The organism is uncultured Bradyrhizobium sp. (genome assembly GCF_936928535.1).
Taxonomy (GTDB): domain Bacteria; phylum Pseudomonadota; class Alphaproteobacteria; order Rhizobiales; family Xanthobacteraceae; genus Bradyrhizobium.
Genome location: NZ_CAKZHY010000131.1, coordinates 1 through 20566, shown reverse-complemented (window position 1 = coordinate 20566; position 20566 = coordinate 1). Strand labels below are relative to the sequence as shown.

Genomic DNA, 20566 nt, shown 5'->3' with positions numbered 1-20566 from the left:
TAGACACCTTCCGTTTGAGGCGGAAGGTGTCTAGCGCAAGGCCGATGCCGTTTCCACCCCTTAGACCTCGATATTTTCCAGCCGCACCGGGAGCTTCCGGATGCGCTGGCCGGTGGCGTGATAGATCGCATTACAGATCGCAGCATTGGTGCCGACGTTGCCGAGCTCGCCGAGCCCCTTCGCGCCGACCGGGTTGATGTGATCATCCTGCTCGGAGAGCAGGATCACCTCGACACCGGGGACGTCAGCATTCACGGGCACCAGATAATCGGCCAGATTGTCGTTGACGTAGCGTGCGGTACGTTCGTCGATCTCGGTGGCCTCGAACAAGGCCGAGGACATGCCCCAGATCAGGCCCCCCATCAGTTGACTGCGGGCTGTTCGCGGATTCATGATGCGGCCAGCGGCGAAGGCGCCAACCAGGCGCGGGCAGCGAATCTCGTGCGTAAAGCGATTGACGCGAACCTCGACGAACTCGGCACCGAAGGCATAGGCGATCTTGTCCTTCATGGCCGCACCGCCGACCAGCCGCGCGTGACCGCTGTGCATGGCCTTGAAGGAATCCGGCGGCGCGCCTTCCGGCTTCCATTCGCCATATTCCTCGACCACGCCGACGCCGAGTGCGTCGAAAGCCTTCTCCAGATCGAGCGGGCGATCGCTCTTGGCCGCCTCTGTCGACGGGGTCTGCCCCATGCCAACGGTTTCCTTGGCCTTGTCCATGAGGCTCTCGTTCGGCATCATTGCCTTGAACAACCGCTGACGAACCTGGTCACACACCATCATCACGGCCGAGCAGGTGCTGGCCGTCGAATTCGATCCGCCGGCGACGGGTCCTGGCGGCAGGTCGCTGTCACCAATGAAAACCGCGACCTTCTCCAGCGGCACGCCAAGCCGTTCGGCGGCCGTCTGCGCAAGGATCGTGTAGGCGCCCGTGCCGATCTCATGGCCCGCGATTTCGACGCGAGTGCGCCCATCGCGCTGCAGGCGAACGCGCGCTGCCGCCGGAGCCATCTGTGTCGGATAGCAGGTGGCCGCGCAGCCATAGCCGATCAGCCAGTCGCCGTCGGACATCGATTTCGGCGCCGCCGAGCGCTGCGCCCAGCCGAAAGCCTTGGCGGCTTCGTCGAAACACGCCATCAGCGAGCGCGACGTGTAGGGCTTGCCGCCGATCGGCTCATTGGTCGTGTCATTGACGCGACGGAGCTCGATCGGATCCATGTTGAGCTTCACGGCAAGCTCGTCCATCGCACTCTCCAGCGCGAACAGATAGGGCACCTCCGGTGGTGAGCGCATGAAGCCCGGTGTGTTGCGGTCGGCGCGCACGATCGACACGAGACTGTCGACATTCGGGCAGGCATAGAGCCGCGTCGTGGTCTTGGTGCCGCCGACGCAATAGGGGTCAGCGCGCGAGGAGACTTCGGCGCCTTCGTGCCTGAGCGCGACCAGCTTGCCGTCTCGGCTCGCGCCGAGCTTGATCTCGTGGCGGGTCTCGGCGCGATAGGTTGCTATCGTGAAGCCCTGGTCGCGGGTAGGAACGAGCTTGATCGGCCGGTTCAGCCGCTTCGCGATGCCGGCAATGATCGCAGTTCGCGGCGTCATCGAACCGCGCGAGCCAAAGCCGCCGCCGACATAGGGATTGACCACCCTGACCTTGTCGGCATCGATGCCGAGTTGTTCGGCGACGCCGTTCTTCAGGCCGTAGACATATTGGCTGGGCTCGTAGATGACCAGAGTGTCGCCCATCCAAGCACAGCTCGTCGAAAACAGCTCCATCGGATTGTGGTGCTGCGTCGGCGTCTCGTAGGACGCGGTGAGCTGGATCTCGGCCTCGTTGAACGCCTTGGCAAAGTCGCCGACCTTCGGGTCTTCCTTGAATTGCCCGTTCTGGCCTTTCGCTCCGGCTTTCGTCGTTCCCGGCGAGTCGAAGCTCGCGCTGGGAGATACCGCCGAGTAGCTGACCTTGACACGATTGGCGGCCTCGCGTGCAGCCTCGTAGCTCTCGGCTACGACAACAGCGATGATCTCGCCGTCATGGGCGATGTCGGCCGATTTCAGGGGCTGGATCGTGGTGCCGGCATAGCCGCCATTGCTGAAGAGTTTCGATTCCTTCAGATCAGGGGCGTTCTCGTGCGTAACAATGTCGATCACACCACGGACGCGTTTGGCATCGGCGAGATCGAAACTGTTGATGCGCCCCTTGGCGATCGCACTGGTAACCAGGAACGCATAGGCCGGATTGTCCAGCGGCATGTCGGACCCGTAGGTCGCACGCCCCGTAACTTTTGCCACCGCATCATAACGCGGCACGGGCTGGCCCATATTCGCCTTCGGCTCGGGAGCGGCAGCGGTCATGGTCAGATCTCCATCATTACGGCTTGCTGCAGCGCGCGAACGACCACGCGCTTGCCGAGCGCAATCTTGAAGCTGTTGTGCTGGCGTCCCTTGGCCTCAGCGAACGCAGCATCGGCGGCGCGCTGCGCCAGACCGTCGTCGAATTTTTGGCCCTTGAGCTGCGCCTCCGCCTCGCGGGCACGCCACGGCACGGTCGCGACGCCGCCGAGCGCCACGCGCGCGTCCCGGATGGTCCCATCCTGCACGTCCAGCGCAACCGCAGCCGCGGACAGCGCGAATTCGTAGGATTGCCGGTCGCGCGCCTTCAGGTAAACCGATCGCGGCCAGCGACCGGGAATGACGAAAGCGGAGATCAGATCCCCAGGTTGAAGAGTGGTCTCGATCTCGGGTGTATTGCCAGGCGCCTTGTGCAGATCGGCGAACGGCATGCTGCGGGTTCCGGACCTGCCGGTGACCTCGACTGTGGCGTCGAGCGCAATCAGCGCCTGGGCAAAATCGCCGGGATATGTCGCGATGCATTGATCTGAGGTGCCGAGCACCGCATGCATGCGGTTGACGCCGTCCATTGCGGCACAGCCGGAGCCGGGGTTGCGCTTGTTGCAGTTCTCGTAGGAGACATCGCGGAAATAATTGCACCGCGTCCGCTGCATCACGTTGCCGCCGAGCGTCGCCATGTTGCGCAGCTGGGCGCTGGCGGCGAGCTTCAGGGAATTGGCAATCACCGGATAGTTGCGCTGGATGTCGTCATGCGTGGCGACGTCAGACATTTTCGCCAGTGCGCCGAGGCGCAGATGCTCACCGCCGGGTTCGATCGCCGACCAGCCCTGCGCCAGCGGATTGATGTCGACGATCGCGGCGGGCCGCATCACGTCGAGCTTCATCAGATCGATCAGCGTGGTACCTCCGGCGAGCGGCTGGGACGTGGCACGGGTCAACGGATTGTTGGCGGCCGCAGCGGCACTGAGCGCCTGCACGGCCATGTCGGGGTCGGTCGCCCTCTGATATGAAAACGGTCGCATGGCCTAGCCTTTCATGATGTCGGGCGCGGCCTGCTTCACGGCGGCGACGATGTTGGGATAGGCGGCACAGCGGCAGATATTGCCGCTCATATACTCGCGGATGTCGGCATCGGTACCGGCATGTCCCTCTTTCACGCAGGCAATCGCCGACATGATCTGACCGGGCGTGCAATAGCCGCACTGAAAGGCATCGTTGTCGACGAAAGCCTGCTGCATCGGATGCAGGCGGTCGTTGGTGGCGAGCCCTTCGATGGTGGTGATCTCCTGTCCTTCGGCCGCAAGCGCGAGCGTCAGGCACGACACCACGCGGCGGTCGCCGATCAGCACCGTGCAGGCACCACACTGGCCGTGGTCACAGCCCTTCTTGCTGCCGGTGAGCTTGAGATGTTCGCGCAGCGCATCCAGAACCGTGGTACGTGCATCGAGGCTTAGACGCTTGTCCTTGCCATTCACGCGCAGCGTGACGTCGACGGGAAGCGCGGGGTCCTGCGCCACTGGCGCCCGCGCTTCCTCGGCTGCCGCGCGTGCGGCGAGCGGAACGAGCGCACTGCCGGCAGCACCTGCCATGAACGTGCGCCGGTCGAATCCGGATGGTCTGGAACCTGAATGATCGGACATGAACGGCCTCCGCCGCTGAAACACAGCAGCGCACGCCTGCACCGCTCACCGGCCACCAACTTGGGGCCATGAGCTCCGTTCCGAACGGAAAAGGGCGACGCTGCCGATGCCGCGTCGCCCTCTGTCAACTTTTTCTGATCTTGTCGCGAGGAACCTCGCGCGAAGGTCAGTAACCGAGCGCGCAACCGTCCTTGCGGGGATCGGAACCGCCGGTCAGCGTGCCCTTGTCCCAATCGATCCAGATCGCCTGGGCGCCGCCGAGCGGGCCGATCACGCTGGTGGTCTTGTGGCCAAGTTTTCTCAAGCCTTCCACAACCGCAGCGGGCACGCTGTCCTCGAGCTGGTACTGGCCCTCGTAGTGCAGGCCGCGCGGCATGTCGATCGCCTCCTGCACGTCGCAGCCATAGTCGAGGATGTTGGTGAGCAGATGAGTCTGGCCGGTCGGCTGGTACTGGCCGCCCATCACCGCGAACGACATCGTCGACCGGCCGCCCTTGGTGAGCAGGCCCGGCATGATCGTGTGCAGCGGACGCTTGCCGCCCTCGATGCAGTTGGGATGGCCCGGCTGGATGCGGAAGCCGCCGGCGCGATTCTGGAACAGCACGCCCGTCTTGTTGGAGACGATGGCCGAGCCGAAGGAATGCGCGACCGAGTTGATGAACGAGCAGACGTTGCGATCCTTGTCCACCACGGTGATGTAGATGGTCGAGGGATTCATCGGCGGCGCGACGTTGGGCAGGTCGAGCATGCCGTCCATGCGGATCTTGCTGATGTACTCGTCTGCAAAGCTCTTCTCGAGCATCTCGGCGACGTTGATCTTCATGTGCTCGGGAGAGGCGACGTGCATCTCGCGGTTCATGTAGGCAACGCGCGCGGCTTCCGCCTCGAGATGGAAGCGCTCGACGCTGACGGGCGCGTATTTGGTCAGGTCGAAGCGCGACAGGATGTTGAGCATCAGAAGCGCGGTCACGCCCGGGCCGTTCGGCGGGCACTGCCAGACGTCGTAGCCCTTGTACATGGTGCCGATCGGTGCGGTCGTCTCGGTGGTATGGGCGGCGAAATCGTCGAGCGTGTGCAGGCCGCCGATGCCGCGTAGGGTCTCGACCATGTCCTCCGCGATCGGGCCCTTGTAGAAGGCATCGCGTCCGTCCTTGGCGATGGCCCGCAACGTCTTGCCGAGCACGGCCTGGCGGATGAGGTCGCCGGCGACCGGCGGCTTGCCGCCCGGCAGCATGTAACGCACGGTGTTGGTGCCGTTCTTCAGCTTCTCGGACTGGTTCTTCCAGTCGAAAGCGATGCGGGGGGCAACGACATAGCCTTCCTCTGCCGCCTTGATCGCCGGCTGAAGCAGCCGGTCGAAGCCGAACTTGCCGTGGTCGCGCAGCACCGTTGCGAAGGCGTCGATGACGCCGGGAATGGACACCGCATGTGCTGATGTCAGCGGTACCGAGGTGATCTTGCGCTCGAGATACCAATCGGCGTTGGCAGCCTTTGGCGCCCGGCCGGAGCCGTTATAGGCGATGATCTTGCCCTCGCCGCGCGGCTGGATCAGCGCAAAGCAATCACCGCCGATTCCGGTCGATTGCGGCTCGATCACGCCGAGCAGGGCGGAGCCCGCCACCGCCGCGTCCACCGCCGTGCCGCCCTCGCGCAACACCTCGATCGCGGCAAGGGATGCCTGCGGATGCGAGGTCGCCACCATCGCGTTGGTGGCGTGGACCGTGGACCTGCCGGGGAAATGGAAGTTTCTCATCGAAGTTTGCTCTCTCAGAACCGTGGGGCGCGTGCCGCGCCGTCTCGGAAAAACCGGGTCTTCATGACACATTCCGGGCCGTCCGGGCAATGCTGGCATACCAGGGAAATGGCTGCCATTCGCTGGGAATAGAGCTATGCGTTGCGGGTTTTCTGAGCGCCGGCCGCCTGCTAAACGGGCGCATGATTTACAAGGTCTGCGCCTTCTATCAATTCGCTGCCCTGCCGGATTTCCGCGAGCTGCGCGAGCCGCTGCGTGCGTTCTCCGCCGGCCTGTCGCTCAAGGGCAGCGTGCTGCTCGCCCGGGAGGGCATCAACGGCACCATCGCCGGCTCGTCCGAGGCGATTGACGCCTTCGCCCATGAGCTCGCACACGGGGCGATGTTCGGCGGCCGGCTGAACAATCTCGAATTGAAGTGCTCGACGGCCCAGGCGATGCCGTTTGGCCGGCTCAAGGTGCGGCTGAAGAAGGAGATCGTCACGCTCGGCGATGCAGGTGCCGATCCGACCCGGCAGGTCGGCACCTATGTCGATGCGCGCGACTGGAACGCGCTGATCTCGACGCCCGATACGCTGGTGCTCGACACCCGCAACGCCTTCGAGGTGGCGATGGGTACGTTCGATGGCGCGGTCGACCCTGACATCAAGAGTTTTGGCCAGTTCAAGGATTTTGTCGCCCAAAAGCTCGATCCCGCACAGCACCGGCGCATCGCGATGTTCTGCACCGGCGGCATCCGGTGCGAGAAGGCGAGCGCGCATCTGCTCGCGCGCGGCTTTGCCGAGGTCTACCACCTCAAGGGCGGCATCTTGAAATATCTGGAAGAGGTGCCGGAGGCTCAAAGCCGCTGGCGCGGCGAATGTTTTGTGTTCGACGAGCGCGTTTCGCTCGGCCATGGTCTGCAAGAAATCGGCTTGCGCGAACGGGATAAGGACGCGGCACGTGACTGACGAGATCAAGACGCTCGCCGAGCGCATCGACGCGCTGGAGATGCGCCTCGCCTATCAGGACGACACCATCGAGACGCTGAACCAGACCATCACCGCACAATGGAAGCAGATCGACGCGCTGACGCGAAAGGTCGCAGAGCTCGGCGAGCGGCTGCAGCAAGCCGAGACCAACGCGCCTGGTCCAGCCAACGAGCGCCCACCGCATTACTGAACGCGATCACTGACCCGACGGCTTATTGGCCGGACGCCCTGGGCAACAGGTTCATGACCTCACCGGACATCATCAGCCGATCGCGGCCGGCATCCTTGGCGGCGTAGAGCGCGCGGTCTGCGGCCTCCACCAGCGAGCTCGTCCCCGCGGTGCGCTCCGCCGCCGGGCGGCAAGCCGCGCCGCCGACCGAAACGGTGACGCCTTGCCCTGCCGGATTGGTGGCATGAACCAGGCCGGCATCACGAATGGCGATGCGAATCCGCTCACCGACCCGGGCGCAGCCGGCCGCATCGGTATTCGGCAGCAACATGGCGAATTCCTCGCCGCCATAACGGGCCGCGAGATCGCCGATCCGCTGCACCTCGGCCGCAATCGTCTTTGCCACCACGCGCAGGCAGGCATCACCGGCGGGATGGCCATATTCGTCGTTGTAGGCCTTGAAGTGATCGACGTCGATCATCAGGAGGCCCAGGCTGGAGCGGTCACGATAGGCGCGCGCCCATTCCTCCTTCAGCCGCTCGTCGAAGCGGCGACGGTTGGCGAGCCCGGTGAGGCTGTCCTCGATCGCGAGCGTCTCGAGCCGTGTCTCCAGTTGCTTCTGCTCGGTGATGTCGCGCGAGATCGCGACCACGCCGTCGACCGTGCCGTCCTCCCTGCGCGTCACGCGCATGGTCGATTCCAGCCAGACCTCGGACTTCTGCCGGTGCACGTTGCGGTAAGTGACGCGCGCTTCTTCCGCGTCGCCGCGCTTCATGGCATCGACGATAGCCTGGACGTGCGGGCGGTCCTCCGGATGGATTCCGGCGAGCGCCTCCGTGCCAATCAGCTGATTTGGCCGCCAGCCGACGACGCGGTTCGACGACGGCGAAACATAGCGCAGGCGCTCGTCGAGCCCGATGCGGGTGACCATGTCGCTGGAGCCTTCGGCGAGCAGGCGGAAATGCGCCTCCTTCTCGATCAGGGCCGCGGCCATGCGCTGGCCGCGCTGCAATTGCCGCACCAGCACCGCGCCGATGATCGCGATCAGCATCACCAGCGCGAGCACGTACAGCATGCGGGAGATCGCAGCCGCGCGCCACGGCGCTAACAACTCGTCCTTGTCGACGGTTGCGAGCAGCACGAGCGGATAACGGCCAGAGCGCTTGTAGAAGCTGACGCGCTCGGCGCCGTCCAGCGGCGAGGTAAATTGATGGGCGCCGTTCGACCGCTGCAAGCTAGGATCACGGAACAGCGGCGTATCACCGATATTGCGGCCGACGAATTTCTCGTTGTTCGGATTGCGCGCGATGATCAGGCCGTCGCCGTACATCAGCGTCACCGAGCTGTTGCGGCCGATCTCGAACTGCTCGTAGAAGTGCGACAGATACCGGGAGCCGATCGCGGCGAGCACCACGCCGCCGAAGCTGCCGTCCGGCTTATTGAACCGCCGTGACAGCGTCACGACCCATTCGCCATCCACGAGGCTCTTCACGGGGTGGCCGATATAGGCATCGCGCTTGGGCGAGAGCTGGTGGTGCCGGAAGAACGCGTCGTCGCTGAGCGTCGAGGCGATCGTACCGGGCGAAGTCAGCCAGTTGCCCTTCTCGTCAATGATGGCGAGGCTGTGGACCCGTTCGATCGCCTTCTTGCGCGCTTCGAGGAGGTTGCGCAGCTTGCCGATCGTGGCGGGATCGGCGCCATCCATCTCGAGACGGCTGACGACGCCGACGACGCCGGAATCCAGGAGGTCGAGGCTGTCCTCGGCATGCTGTGTCAACGAGCGGGCGACGTTCGCCATCTCGGTTTCGGCGCCCTTGAGCACCTGATCGCGCGCAGCCCATTCGCGCCAGCCGCTGACGCCGAGAATCGCAACGCAAGTGAGCACGACGAAAGCCGCCGCGCGCAACGGCAGGCGGCTCCATCCGGCTCTCTGTGAGGCGAGGCTCATGCGGCAGAAATCTCCATTGTCCGGAAACTCTGCCGCTTCTCTTATTGAACCCTGAAGCGCCCGCGCGGATTCGCATTCATCTACGGGCTTTTCCGTACTCCTACGGACCGGGCTCTCCGCAGATCACTAACAAGGTCTTAGTAAGCCTATCGGAAACCGGCGATCCCTAGCTGAAGATCGCCTTGACCTTGTCCCAGAGCGAGGGATTGTCGGCGTCCGCGTCGGCCTTCGACGGGGTGGGCTGTGCCGCGCTCACGGGGTCGGAGGCGGGGAAGGTATCTTCGAGCCCGGTGTCGAGCCTGGCGTGGCGATCGGCCGCGAGCGCTTCGCGCAAGTCGTCGGCATGCTTGTCGTGCGGCGCGGGATTGAATGTCTGGGCCATGGAATTCCTCCTCCATCGGCAGGTCAACGCGGCGCATTTGCGCTGGTTCCCCTGTTCCGCTTCCGCCCGCTTCGGTGTATCAGGAACTCCAATCTGCATCAGGATTTCTCGTGCCCCAATCTGCGACAAAGCCTTTCATCGACGTGCTCACCGGCCAGCGCCAAACCGTCCCGCCCCTCTGGATGATGCGGCAGGCGGGCCGCTACCTGCCCGAATATCGCGAGGTGCGCGCCAAGGCGGGCGGCTTCCTCGATCTCTGCTTCAATCCGGAGCTTGCCGCCGAAGTCACGCTGCAGCCGATCCGCAGGTTCGGCTTCGACGCGGCGATCATCTTCTCCGACATCCTGGTGATCCCCTACGCACTCGGCCGTGAGGTGCGCTTCGAGGTCGGCGAAGGTCCGCGGCTGGAGCCGCTGGATGATCCCGCCAAGGTCGCAACGCTCGCCGCGCAGGCGGACTTCGGCATGCTCCAGCCGGTGTTCGAGGCGCTCAAGATCGTGCGCGGCACACTCGATGCAAAGACCGCGCTGATCGGCTTCTGCGGGGCGCCATGGACGGTCGCGACCTACATGGTCGCCGGCCACACCACGCCCGACCAGGCGCCGGCGCGGATGATGGCCTACCGGCATCCGGAAGCATTCTCCAAAATCATCGACGTGCTGGTCGAAAATTCGATCCGGTATCTGCTGGCGCAGCTCGAGGCTGGCGCCAATGCGCTGCAGATCTTCGACACTTGGGCGGGCGTGCTGCCGCCGGCCGAGTTCGCGCGCTGGTCGACCGGGCCGACGCGGCGCATCGTCGAAGGCGTACGCGCCAAGGTACCGGATGCGAAGATCATCGGTTTTCCGCGCGGCGCCGGCGCGCAATTGCCCGGTTATGTCGAGGCGACCGGCGTCAACGCCGTCAGCATGGACTGGACCGCCGAGCCCGCCTTCATCCGCGAGCGCGTGCAGAGCAAGGTCGCCGTGCAGGGCAATCTCGATCCGCTGGCGCTGATCACGGGCGGCGCGGCGCTCGACCGCGCGATCGACGACGTGCTTTCGAATTTCGCGCAAGGCCGCTTCATCTTCAATCTTGGCCACGGCATCCAGCCGGAGACGCCGATCGCCCATGTCGAGCAGATGATCAAGCGCGTGCGGGGCTGAAAACCAAATGTTCGAAAACAACCCCATGCACAGTACAAATCACTGAGGAATTTCACACCGCAGCGATTTTTCTTTTTCCGAATGTTGTTTGACCCGTCGGGCAAAACAGGTGTACGATGGCATCATCCCGCCGATCGTGAATTCGCAGGCCGTCAGCGACCGGCAATATCCAGCAAACACGGCCGATGATCGTCACGCCGAGTTGGAAAAGCCTCAGACCTCCGGGATTTGCGGATTGACGATCGGCGCGTGGTCCGGGTTGTGGATATGGATGTCCGGAAGAGGCTTCGCCGACGCCTTGCCAAACTGCGAGGCGATGTGACTGACGAGACCCCGGCACACGGATTTGTCTGCCGTCTCGTTGTTGACGCCGACCTCGAACGTCCCGCCGATGACGACGTGATCGGCGCGCGGGAACATGTATCCGTTCTGACCATACAGATATTGCAAGGCGGGCTGCGGGGGCAACATCGCCAACTGACCCTTGATCGGGACCATCTTCGGATCGCTCATCAACGTCATCGACCCGAGCCCAGTGCAATTGACAACGATCGTTTCCGGCACCGAGGCGATGATATCCGACTTGTCGACGAATTTCTTGTTCACGAACGTGATGCCGCGCGCCCGCAGATCTGCTTCGAGCTTTGCAAGAAAGATCGGCGGTTCGATCAACAAGGTCTGGTAGACGAAGCCAGGATTGGTGTGGCCCTCGAACGGCTCCCTTCGAAGCGATTGCCTCGGCTTGATGAGACCGGGCGCGAGCTGGATCACGACATCCAGATTATGCGACGGCGTGGCCGAATAGTTCGGTCGCTCGCTGACGCCAAAGCCCTGGCCGATGCTGGCTTTGAAGGTCGTGTATGCGAACCTGATGATGTCCGTGAGTTCCTGTTGCTTGCCCGCGAATTCCACCACCGACACGGCCCATTGGCCGCCGGCCTTGGATGACGTGGTCTGCAGCGGCGGGCGGTCCGAATAGATCGTGACCGTCAGACCGAGATCGGCAAGCAGCGTGGCGGCGGTCAGGCCCATCACCCCTGCACCCAGGACGGCCACTTTCGTCTCGGACGAGCCAACCAGATGGCTCCTGAAGATATCCCGCACCTTGGCGGCGCAGCCCCAGCTCAACGTGATGCCGGCACCGCCATGGCCGTAATTGTGGACGAAGAATTTACTCGAGATCGTCTCGGCGTCGAGACGGTAGGATCCGTTGCGATATGGCCGTACGCCGGCGATACATGCGCCAGGCTGATCGGCATCGAAGGTGAAATCGGGCGTCGGCAAATTGGGCGTTGCTGGCATGTCCGGTCCTCGCGAAGCCTATGAACGTTCGTCTGCACCAAACGAGATTACAACTTAGCTCAATCGCATTTTCCGGCGATGTGAAGTGGTTCACAACCCTTAGTCGCGGGCTGCTCTAACGTTGCAGACCAGCGCGGACCTGCTCGACTGCCCAGGAGGCGCTGGAGCCACTTCGGTCTTTTCGCTTTCAGCAAGGAATCAAGCTCCGACGCGACATCGAGGCTGATATCTTCAGGGAGGAGACGTCATGTCCAAAATCCCCGGATTTTGTTCGGTCCTGCTTTTGGGACTGTCAGTGGCGGTGAGCGCGCTCGCGCAGCCCGCGGGCACCGACGACGCCGACATGAAGAAAGAGAAGCTCTTTCCAGTCGGGAACCGAATAGGACTGACGCACTTTCGAGTCGTCATGCCCGGAGTGCTGTATCGCGGCGGCACTGAAGGTTCTCGCGCCGATGTCGACGGTCCACGCCGCCCGCTGCAAAATCAATCTCTTCAGGCGCTTTGCAAAGCCGGCTTCTCGCAGGCGGTGTACGCCTATCGAACCGGATGGAACGGCACCGAGAATATCAGCTGCGCCGCCAATTCGCTCCAATATGACTATCACCAGTGGGACAACCGCGCAGCCTTGAAGACGGTGTTCACCAAGCTCCATGACATCATCACTCAAGGCAAGGGTGCGATGTACGTCCATTGCTGGTATGGCCTGCACGCATCCGGTTTCATCTCGGCCGCGGCCCTCGCTCAATTTTGCGCTCCGGCGGGATGGGATTCCCGCAAAGCGGCCGGATATTGGGACAGCGTGATCCCGCCCAAGATTCGTTATCCGAAAGAGCATGACGAAGTCGCGAACTTCGTGCGGTTCACGGATCCAGAGCTGCAAATTTCCGAGCAGGACGCGGCTCGCGTTTGTCCGCAATACCATTGAGGCTTCGGAGAACCCGCTCCAGCGGTTTTTCCTGCACGTGCCACGCGAGACCGGGAAGACACGCCATGAGACCTGTGCGTTTCATTCAGCTTCTATTGCTGCCGATGCAGCTCCTGGTTCCGGCATACGCCCATGCCGGCTTGTCCGTCGACCCTGCGCGCGGCGCACAGACCACGCAGATCCCGGTCCCTGGCAAAAATGCCGAGATTTGCGTCATTCCCAAGCATCTCGCCGGGGGGAGATATTTCGACAAGGACGTCGAGATCGAGACCAGGCTTTGCAATTTCGACGAGCACAAGAATTCCGCGGCTTGTCCGAAACTCAACAGCACGAATCCAGGTCTCGACTTCTATTCACTCCCTCAAGGAGGTACTCCCCAACAGGTCGAGGCCGCTCGCTGCAACATTGCCGGCGCCCACAAGACAGCCAAATACAAGCTGAGCTCCAGCTGCAGCTACACTCCATCCATCCTCGGCTACTACCATCTGTCGCGCATGCTGGGTGGCATCGCTGACGTACCGCCGGCAGTTCTGCGCACGTTCGACCTGCAGAATCATATTGCCCTCGGTCGCGCGGCCCTGGCGGAGAGCCCCTCGGGCAGTCTCATTCATCAGACCTGGGCAAGCCTGATGGCACAATTGACGGCAGGCGCGAACGGCAAGAGGCGGGATTTTCTGCTCACCGACGACTTCACCCAATCGTATGGCGCCCTGAGCGAAAATCCAAAGCATGAAAGCTTCTACAAGGAGTTCTTCAACGGCGGCGCCAACAACGTGGCCCGGGCATTGAATTTCCGCAACAAGAACCCTGTCGTGCAAATGCTGGCCCGCAACGTGGACATCAATACGTTGGTGGGACGAAGCTTCACGACCGAAAACGTTCAGAAGATGGTGCAGCTCAAGGATGCTGCGGACTTGATCGTGATCGACACGCTGATGAACCAGCAGGATCGCTTCGGCAACATCCACTATCTCACGACCTATTACTACATCGACGCAACGGATCCGGAGGCGGATGGCAGCCCCAAGCTGAAGTCGAGCAAGGACTTGACGAGCGAGGAGGCTGCGAAACTGGGAGCTGTCCAGGTCAAGAAGATGCTCCTCAAAGACAATGACTGCGGGGTCGCAAAGGAGAATGTTGCACAGCAAGTTGGCCTAGCCGATCGTATCGCGCACATCGATCCAAAGACCTACCTCCTTCTTCAGCAACTTGACGCCGCGGCCGATGCGGCTGAAACGAAAGATTTCTTCGTCCGGGAATTGGTTTTTACTGCCGACGATTACGCGAACGTCCGAAGAAATCTGAAGGACCTTGCGACCAAGCTGCATCAGGCATGTCTGAAAGGCGGCTTGAAGCTCGACTTGGATCTCCAGGCCCACTTCTCGACTCAAGGCGCCAAAGTCACGAGTTGCGAGCCGTGAGAGCTCCGATGCCGCAGCAGCTGTACCCTGATCTGCCTGTGGTCAGGGGACGCATAAGCCAAGCCAGTCCTGGATCGGTTTGGGAGGCGCCAGGGGGATCGGCCCGAACTCAGTGCAATCGCGTATGGATCTCACGAGGACCGTTTGCGGGAGAGGGAGCTCACCGTCAATGCGGCAGCATCGTGCGCACTATATGCAATTGCCATTTGATTGCGTAGGGCAGGCTCAGTCGAAGAAGGCTTTGTCGCCGAACTTGGTTTCGGTAGCTTTGACATAGTCCAGCACAAAACCCAGGTTTCGTCTGAGCCGTTGAACATTGATAGAAATGCTGTTCTGGGAGTAGAGGCCGAGGTCAGTGACGAAGACTTCAGGATCGGAATATCCGAGATAGCCGGTCGCGGGGGCGTCGAGGAATTGTTTCAGATCGGACAGTTTCTGGATGACGCCGCGATCGAAGCGGCTGAACCAGGTCAGATTTCGCGAGTTCCAACTGTCGCTGAGATCTGCACCGCCGTTATCGGTCATGTAGAAATGAGCGCGGCCTTGATCGTCTTTCCGGATCGCCACGTTGCCGCCGCTGTACCGGTCCCACTGCTGGGTGACGGCGTCGATCGTCATGATCACCGAATATTCTCGCGCGAGCGCGAGCTCGTCCCCGACATAGCCGGCTTTCAAAGTCAGGCTCCTGCCGGCCATCGGCTTGTCATTCGCCGCCTGGAGGAACCGAACGATCGGGTGACCGGCGTTCGGCGCGCCATTTGACGGGGCGTGGGTGTTGGCGATCGCATCGAGCGCGACGGTCGTGTCGTCCTTCTTGGCCTTGACACATCCCTTCAGGGGGACCCCGGATTGGATGGCCTTCAATATCCGGGCCTTGTTGGCCAACCGCGCGGAGCCCGCAAAGTGGTACTTTCCGATCAGGGTTTTGAACGCCTGGCTGGCGACCGGACCAAGCTCGTAGCGCGCGCCGGGGCGATATATCTGATCGTATCCAAGGATAGCACTGAGATTGAAAGCCGCTATCTCGATGTCGGGATTGGCGGAACTGTTCCGCGGGACGAAGGATCCGCGCGACTTGTAACCCTTCGGATCCGACGCGTCGATCTTCTCGATCTTCATGTTGATCGACGTCGAACCGGACAGCTCCTTGAACGTATAGCTGGCGCTATCCTCGAGGTTCATTCCCTTCCACTTCTTCATCCAATCCTTGCTGTCCGCTGAAAGCGATTGCCCCCCCGACTGGAGCGCTTCCAGCAGCGGAAAGCTCTGGATCTCGTAGCCGGGCGGCGCGGCGCGCAAGGGAGCCGGCAACACCGCCGTAGCCACGACCGCCAGAAAACACGCTCCCGTCACCAGAACAGCTGTTCGCTCCCTCGGCAACCGACCCATTGCTTCCTCCCAAAATGTTCACCGCGACGACCAGCGACCTTCAGGCACAACGTCAGAACGGCTCCCGCACTTTCGTAACTTTGGGCCGTTTCCGATCCTTCGCGAACTTGACTTGAAGGATGAGATTGAAAACATCCGGCTTCCACGGATTCGGATAATCGTCCGCCTGTGCCTTCAGCGCATGCATCATTGGCGGGACGTTGCCGTGATGCCAACAGATGACGACGAGCGATCCGTCAAAAGCATCACTCTTGCGAAGGTGTTGAGCCAGCGCGCCATAGTCCTGATCGGCGTAGGTCTCATCAATTGTCAGGCGACATCGCCTGGCAAGAGGCTCCAGCGTCTGAATTGGACGCCGGCTGTGCTTTGAAGCAGCGGTTGCAAACAGCCACTTCGGCTTTCCGAAGGTCGCTGGAATGTATTCAGCCAGCCGTTGCGCGCGAGCCTTGCCGGCGGGAGTGAGGTCGGGATCAAGCAGATCGTCCGATTTTTCGGCGTGCCGCATGACCAAAATCATCTTGGCGCTCATGATGGAAATGCTCCCAATCGACGTCGGCAGTCAGGCAGCAGAGTTCCTACACAGCGCCTGCTCTGTCGATCCTGTCGCACCGGTCAAACCGCATGTCGCAGTTCATCTCCCCTTGCTTGTGTAGCAGCACTTCGCTCGGGCAAATGTAAGCTAAATCACAGTGCCGAACGGCCGGCGATCGTACACTCAGGCATTCCCATCGCAAAGACTTCGGCTGCAATGACATGCTCAGGCCGAATGCCGCTTCATGGCGTATTCCCAATTGGCGTACTTTTCTGCGGTGGAACTGGATTGCGCGACGACTTAGACGAGCCAAGGGGGTCAACGATGTCGAAAATGCCGTCCATTGAACATGAATACCATCCCAATCGGGATCGCCTGGACATCACCATCAAGCATTACTCGCTCAAGAAGAAATCAGAGCGCGAGGATTTGGTGAAGTACCTTCTTCAGAGGCTGATCGTAACGGGTACAGACCCCGCAAAGAAGCTTAAGCGCGCAAAAAATCCATGGAAGGAAACCAGAATACCTGAGGTAGGAGATTGATCGTGCGTGGATCGCTCCAAGCGGCGGTTGAGATGCCTCTATTCCACCGCTGCTCCGGAATGATGGGTTCTTGGCCGACCCGGCCCCCCAATCGATCCACGGCGTCATAAAGGGCGCTCATTAACCATCATCTCATCAGCAATGCCCTTGAGCGCCGCCATTTAATGACCTAGCGCGGCCGGCTGCGCTCGATGATCTCGGCGGCGCCCTTCGCCAAGAGATCGAGACCCACCGCACGACCGAGCTCTCGCGGGCGGTTGGCCGGCCCTGAGCGCGATGCCTCGATGATGGTGTTGCCGGAGAGGTCGAGCACGGAGGCGGTCAGCGACATCTGGTCGCCTGAGATGGTCGAGAAACCCGCCACCGGTGAATTGCAGTGACCGTTCAGCACCCACAGCACCTCGCGCTCGGCATCGGCCGAGGCGTGAGCGGAGGGATCATCAATCGACGAAAGGATCTGCCTTGTCTGCCAATCCTGCGCCGCGCATTCGACGGCGACGATACCCTGCCCTGCTGCCGGCAGCATCTCAGCGGCGGTGAACTCGTAGGCGATACGGCTTGAAAGACCGACACGGTCGAGGCCGGAGCGCGCCATGATCAGCGCGTCCGCGGGACCGACTGCGCCGCCATCCGGCAGCTTCTGCCTCTCGCCGTTATCGAGCTTTCGCACGCGCGTGTCGGCGGCGCCGCGGAAGTGAATCACCTCGACGTCAGGGAATAGCCGCCGCGCGTAAGCGGCGCGACGCACCGCATTGGTGCCAATCTTGAAGCCCTTGCCGTGCGACTGTCGCAGCATTTCGAGCGTAACGCCCTCGCGCAGCACCAGCGCATCGCCGGGCGGATCGCGCGACAGCGTGGCGCCGATGACGAGGCCGGGCGTGTCCTCGTTACCAGGCATGTCCTTCAGCGAATGCATCGCGGCCTGCAATTCGCCCGCCAGCACCGCGGCGCGGATCTGCGCCACGAAGGCACCGCCCTTGCCGCCATGCGGCAGCAGCTTGCTGGTCTGGTCGAGATCTCCTGACGTGTCGAACTTGACGATCTCGACGTCGAGACCTGATACGGCTGATGTCAGGCGGCGCGCAATCTCTTCCGTCTGGGCCAGCGCCATCGCGCTCTTGCGGGTGCCGATCTTGAATCGTGGTGCCAAGTCCTGGTCCTTTCGAAGCGCGATCTTATCGCGCCTCCTCCAATATCATATCGGACGCTTTTTCGGCGATCATGATGATCGGCGCGTTGGTATTCCCGGAGACGAGGTCCGGCATAACAGAGCCGTCGACGACGCGGAGCCCCTCGAGCCCCCTCACCTTCAGCCGCTGGTCCACCACCGCGAGCGCGTCATTGCCCATACGACAGGTCGAGGTCGGATGGTAGATGGTGCTGCCGCGGTCGCGGCAGTAATCCAGGATCTCGGCATCCGTGGATACCTTGGCGCCCGGGTCATACTCGCTGACGACGAACGGCTTCAGCGCCGGCGCATTCAGGATCCTGCGCAGGATCTTGATGGCTTCGACGTTGGTAGTGCGGTCGGTCTCGGTCGACATGTAGTTGATGCGGATTTCCGGCGGCACCGACGGATCCGCGCTCCTGATGCGCAAGGAGCCGCGGCTCTCGGGCCGGAGCTGGCACACCGAGGCGGTGAAGCCGGAGAAATCATGAAGCCGCTCGCCCATCTTGTCGGTCGAGAACGGCAGGAAGTGCACCTGGATGTCGGGCGACGCCAGCCGCGGATTGGTCTTGAAGAACGCGCCCGCCGTGCCGGCCGCGATGGTCAGCCAGCCTTTCCGGAACAGCGCATAGCGCGCGCCGGCCAGCGTCCGGCGCAGCGGATTGTTGACGGTGTCGTTGAGCGTGATCTTCTGCGAGCAACGCATCACGATACGGACCTGCATGTGGTCCTGGAGGTCATGGCCGACGCCCTGCGCATCCAGCACGACATCGATGCCATGCTTACGCAGGAGATCGGCGGGGCCGACACCGGAGAGCTGCAAGAGCTGGGGCGAGTTATAGGCGCCGCTCGACAGCACGACCTCCTTCCGCGCCCGCGCGCGACGCACGGTGGCGCCTTGGCGATATTCGACACCGACCGCACGGCGGCCCTCGAACAGCACGCGCTGGCCGAGCGCCTCGGTCTCGACCTTGAGATTGCTGCGCGTCTTCGCAGGGCCAAGATAAGCCACCGCCGTCGAGGCGCGGCGGCCGTTGCGCGTGGTGGTCTGGAACAGGCCGACGCCTTCCTGCGTGGCGCCGTTGAAATCGGGATTGTAGGGCAGCCCGCTCTCGACCGCGGCGTCGATGAAGGCCTTCGATAGCGGATCGGTCACGACCATGTTGGAGACCGGCAGCGGCCCGCCGGTGCCGTGATATTGATCGGCGCCGCGCGTCTGGTTCTCGGCCTTTTTAAAATAGGGCAGCACGTCGTCATAGCCCCAGCCGGCATTGCCATGCTGGCGCCAGCGATCGTAGTCCTCGTGCTGGCCGCGGACATAGAGTAGGCCGTTGATCGAGCTCGATCCGCCCAGCGTCTTGCCACGCGGCTGGAACACCTGCCGTCCCTTCAGCTCGGGCTCCGGCTCGGTCTGGTACATCCAGTTGACGGACTTTTCCTTGAACAGTTTTCCGTAGCCGAGCGGCACGTGGATCCAGATGTTGGAATCCTTAGGTCCAGCCTCGAGCAGCAGCACGCTGTGCTTGCCGCTGGCCGTGAGGCGGTTGGCGAGCACGCAGCCGGCGGAGCCGGCGCCGACGATGATGTAGTCGAAATCTTCATTCATATGCTCCTCCAGAGGACACCCCAAAAAAAATGCTCCCGCAGCCGGGAGCAAGGCCCTTGGCATAGGGCGGAGGGAATACCGCCACAGGTTGAGGTCCGAGGCGATATCTGCGGCACTATAGATCAAGCCGGCCGGAGATTTCGCCAATCCTTAGTTAGGACTTTCAGTGGCTTCCGGCGGCCCGCTGGTAGGGGCGCGGTTCCATACGAAGGTTAGGTGACTTATGGCGGAGGACGGCGTCAGACTGACTGTTCAGACACTGGTCGCGAGCGCGTCCAGAATATCGCAAGGAGCCAAGCACATGAGCAACGCAGCCGCGGCGGCAGTGCAGTCGCGCATGGGGCCGGCCTATGCCGTGCCTCTTGACCAAATCGACGTGAGCAACCCCGAGCTGTTCCGCAGCAACACCATGTGGGACTACTTCGCCCGGCTGAGGCGCGAGGACCCGGTGCACTACTGCAGACAAAGCCTGTTCGGTCCCTACTGGTCAGTGACCCGGTTCCAGGACATCATGCAGGTCGAGACCAACCCGCGGGTGTTCTCCTCGGAGTCCAGATACGGCGGCATCACCATCATGGATTCCAACGCGGCGGCCAGCCTGCCGATGTTCATCGCCATGGATCCGCCCAAGCATGACGTGCAACGACAGGCTGTCCAGGGCGTGGTGGCGCCGAAAAACCTGAAGGAAATGGAGGGGTTGATCCGCACTCGCGCAGCCGAAGTGCTCGATAACCTGCCCTTGGATAAGCCCTTCAACTGGGTGCCCGCAGTGTCGAAGGAACTAACGGGAAGGATGCTGGCAACACTGCTGGATTTCCCATATGAGGAACGCAACAAATTAGTTGAGTGGTCGGATCGTTTGTCTGGTGCATCATCGGCAACCGGCGGCGAGTTCACCAATGAAGATGTGTTCTGGGACGACGCCGCAGACATGGCGAAGGCTTTCTCAAAGCTATGGCGTGACAAGGAAACTCGCCTTGCAGCGGGTGAAGCAGCCGGTTTCGATTTGATCAGCATGTTGCAGAACAACGAAGACACCAAGAATTTGATCAATCGTCCATTGGAGTTTATCGGGAATCTGGCGCTGCTAATAGTTGGTGGAAATGACACAACACGCAATTCTATGAGCGGTGGCGTGCTGGCTCTGAATCAGTTCCCCGAGGAATTCGACAAACTGAAAGCAAACCCGGAGCTGATTCCGAATATGGTCTCGGAAATCATCCGTTGGCAAACCCCTCTGGCGAACATGCGCAGGGTTGCTACTCAGGACGTTGAGCTTCGCGGCCAGACCATCAAGAAAGGTGACCGCGTATTGATGTGGTATGC

Annotated in this window: 18 protein-coding genes; 7 read left to right on the top strand and 11 right to left on the bottom strand. The window is 62.1% G+C overall.

Going from position 1 to position 20566, the window contains the following annotated elements; translation table 11 throughout:
• Positions 1 to 60: 60 nt before the first annotated feature.
• From Q0687_RS26880 to ggt, 4 genes are all read right to left on the bottom strand, one after another.
• Positions 61 to 2352, bottom strand: coding sequence for a xanthine dehydrogenase family protein molybdopterin-binding subunit (locus tag Q0687_RS26880; protein ID WP_298883777.1), 2292 nt, complete (start codon positions 2350 to 2352; stop codon positions 61 to 63).
• A gap of 2 nt (positions 2353 to 2354) precedes the next feature.
• Complete coding sequence (locus Q0687_RS26875) at positions 2355 to 3371, bottom strand: xanthine dehydrogenase family protein subunit M (RefSeq protein WP_298883775.1); 1017 nt, start codon at positions 3369 to 3371, stop codon at positions 2355 to 2357.
• A gap of 3 nt (positions 3372 to 3374) precedes the next feature.
• The gene (locus Q0687_RS26870) at positions 3375 to 3989 is read right to left on the bottom strand and encodes a (2Fe-2S)-binding protein (protein ID WP_298883773.1); all 615 of its coding nucleotides are present in this window, start codon (positions 3987 to 3989) and stop codon (positions 3375 to 3377) included.
• Between the two features lie 166 nt (positions 3990 to 4155).
• Positions 4156 to 5742, bottom strand: coding sequence for a gamma-glutamyltransferase (ggt, locus tag Q0687_RS26865; protein WP_298883771.1), 1587 nt, complete (start codon positions 5740 to 5742; stop codon positions 4156 to 4158).
• A gap of 182 nt (positions 5743 to 5924) precedes the next feature.
• Between ggt and Q0687_RS26860 the strand changes: the two genes are divergently transcribed.
• Together Q0687_RS26860 and Q0687_RS26855 are read left to right on the top strand one after the other, a co-directional pair.
• The gene (locus Q0687_RS26860) at positions 5925 to 6689 is read left to right on the top strand and encodes a rhodanese-related sulfurtransferase (protein WP_298883769.1); all 765 of its coding nucleotides are present in this window, start codon (positions 5925 to 5927) and stop codon (positions 6687 to 6689) included.
• Positions 6682 to 6900: a SlyX family protein gene (locus Q0687_RS26855; protein WP_298883768.1), complete on the top strand. Its 219-nt coding sequence runs from the start codon at positions 6682 to 6684 to the stop codon at positions 6898 to 6900. Before Q0687_RS26860 ends, Q0687_RS26855 begins: the two co-directional genes overlap by 8 nt.
• A gap of 22 nt (positions 6901 to 6922) precedes the next feature.
• On the opposite strand, the gene Q0687_RS26850 is transcribed toward Q0687_RS26855, so the two are convergent.
• Both Q0687_RS26850 and Q0687_RS26845 read right to left on the bottom strand, forming a co-directional pair.
• The gene (locus tag Q0687_RS26850; protein WP_298883766.1) at positions 6923 to 8827 is read right to left on the bottom strand and encodes a diguanylate cyclase; all 1905 of its coding nucleotides are present in this window, start codon (positions 8825 to 8827) and stop codon (positions 6923 to 6925) included.
• Positions 8828 to 8993: 166 nt separating this feature from the next.
• Positions 8994 to 9209, bottom strand: a complete 216-nt coding sequence (locus tag Q0687_RS26845) for a hypothetical protein (protein WP_298883764.1) — start codon at positions 9207 to 9209, stop codon at positions 8994 to 8996.
• Between the two features lie 110 nt (positions 9210 to 9319).
• Between Q0687_RS26845 and hemE the strand changes: the two genes are divergently transcribed.
• Positions 9320 to 10354 carry a uroporphyrinogen decarboxylase gene (gene hemE / locus Q0687_RS26840; protein WP_298883762.1) on the top strand — a complete coding sequence of 345 codons (1035 nt, stop codon included), beginning with the start codon at positions 9320 to 9322 and terminating at the stop codon, positions 10352 to 10354.
• 213 nt (positions 10355 to 10567) lie between these two features.
• On the opposite strand, the gene Q0687_RS26835 is transcribed toward hemE, so the two are convergent.
• A complete protein-coding gene (locus Q0687_RS26835; RefSeq protein WP_298883761.1) occupies positions 10568 to 11656 on the bottom strand; it encodes an FAD-dependent oxidoreductase in 1089 nt (362 codons plus the stop codon).
• Between the two features lie 247 nt (positions 11657 to 11903).
• Between Q0687_RS26835 and Q0687_RS26830 the strand changes: the two genes are divergently transcribed.
• Both Q0687_RS26830 and Q0687_RS26825 read left to right on the top strand, forming a co-directional pair.
• Positions 11904 to 12581 (top strand): hypothetical protein, encoded by a 678-nt coding sequence (locus tag Q0687_RS26830; RefSeq protein WP_298883759.1) that lies wholly within the window; start codon positions 11904 to 11906, stop codon positions 12579 to 12581.
• A 65-nt stretch (positions 12582 to 12646) separates the two neighbouring features.
• On the top strand, positions 12647 to 14002 hold the full coding sequence (locus Q0687_RS26825; RefSeq protein WP_298883757.1) for a hypothetical protein: 1356 nt from the start codon (positions 12647 to 12649) through the stop codon (positions 14000 to 14002).
• A gap of 225 nt (positions 14003 to 14227) precedes the next feature.
• On the opposite strand, the gene Q0687_RS26820 is transcribed toward Q0687_RS26825, so the two are convergent.
• On the bottom strand, positions 14228 to 15301 hold the full coding sequence (locus tag Q0687_RS26820; protein ID WP_298883755.1) for a hypothetical protein: 1074 nt from the start codon (positions 15299 to 15301) through the stop codon (positions 14228 to 14230).
• 142 nt (positions 15302 to 15443) lie between these two features.
• Positions 15444 to 15920 carry a histidine phosphatase family protein gene (locus Q0687_RS26815; protein ID WP_298883752.1) on the bottom strand — a complete coding sequence of 159 codons (477 nt, stop codon included), beginning with the start codon at positions 15918 to 15920 and terminating at the stop codon, positions 15444 to 15446.
• 327 nt (positions 15921 to 16247) lie between these two features.
• Between Q0687_RS26815 and Q0687_RS26810 the strand changes: the two genes are divergently transcribed.
• Entirely contained in the window at positions 16248 to 16466 is a 219-nt protein-coding gene (locus tag Q0687_RS26810; RefSeq protein WP_298883750.1) for a hypothetical protein, read from the top strand.
• A gap of 169 nt (positions 16467 to 16635) precedes the next feature.
• Here Q0687_RS26810 and hemC read toward each other — a convergent pair whose 3' ends face one another.
• The gene (gene hemC, locus Q0687_RS26805) at positions 16636 to 17616 is read right to left on the bottom strand and encodes a hydroxymethylbilane synthase (protein ID WP_298883746.1); all 981 of its coding nucleotides are present in this window, start codon (positions 17614 to 17616) and stop codon (positions 16636 to 16638) included.
• Positions 17617 to 17641: 25 nt separating this feature from the next.
• Positions 17642 to 19240, bottom strand: coding sequence for a choline dehydrogenase (locus tag Q0687_RS26800; RefSeq protein ID WP_298883744.1), 1599 nt, complete (start codon positions 19238 to 19240; stop codon positions 17642 to 17644).
• A gap of 301 nt (positions 19241 to 19541) precedes the next feature.
• On the opposite strand from Q0687_RS26800, the gene Q0687_RS26795 reads away from it, so the two are divergent.
• Positions 19542 to 20566: cytochrome P450 (locus Q0687_RS26795; RefSeq protein WP_298883741.1), on the top strand; the 1025-nt coding region annotated here is incomplete at its 3' end.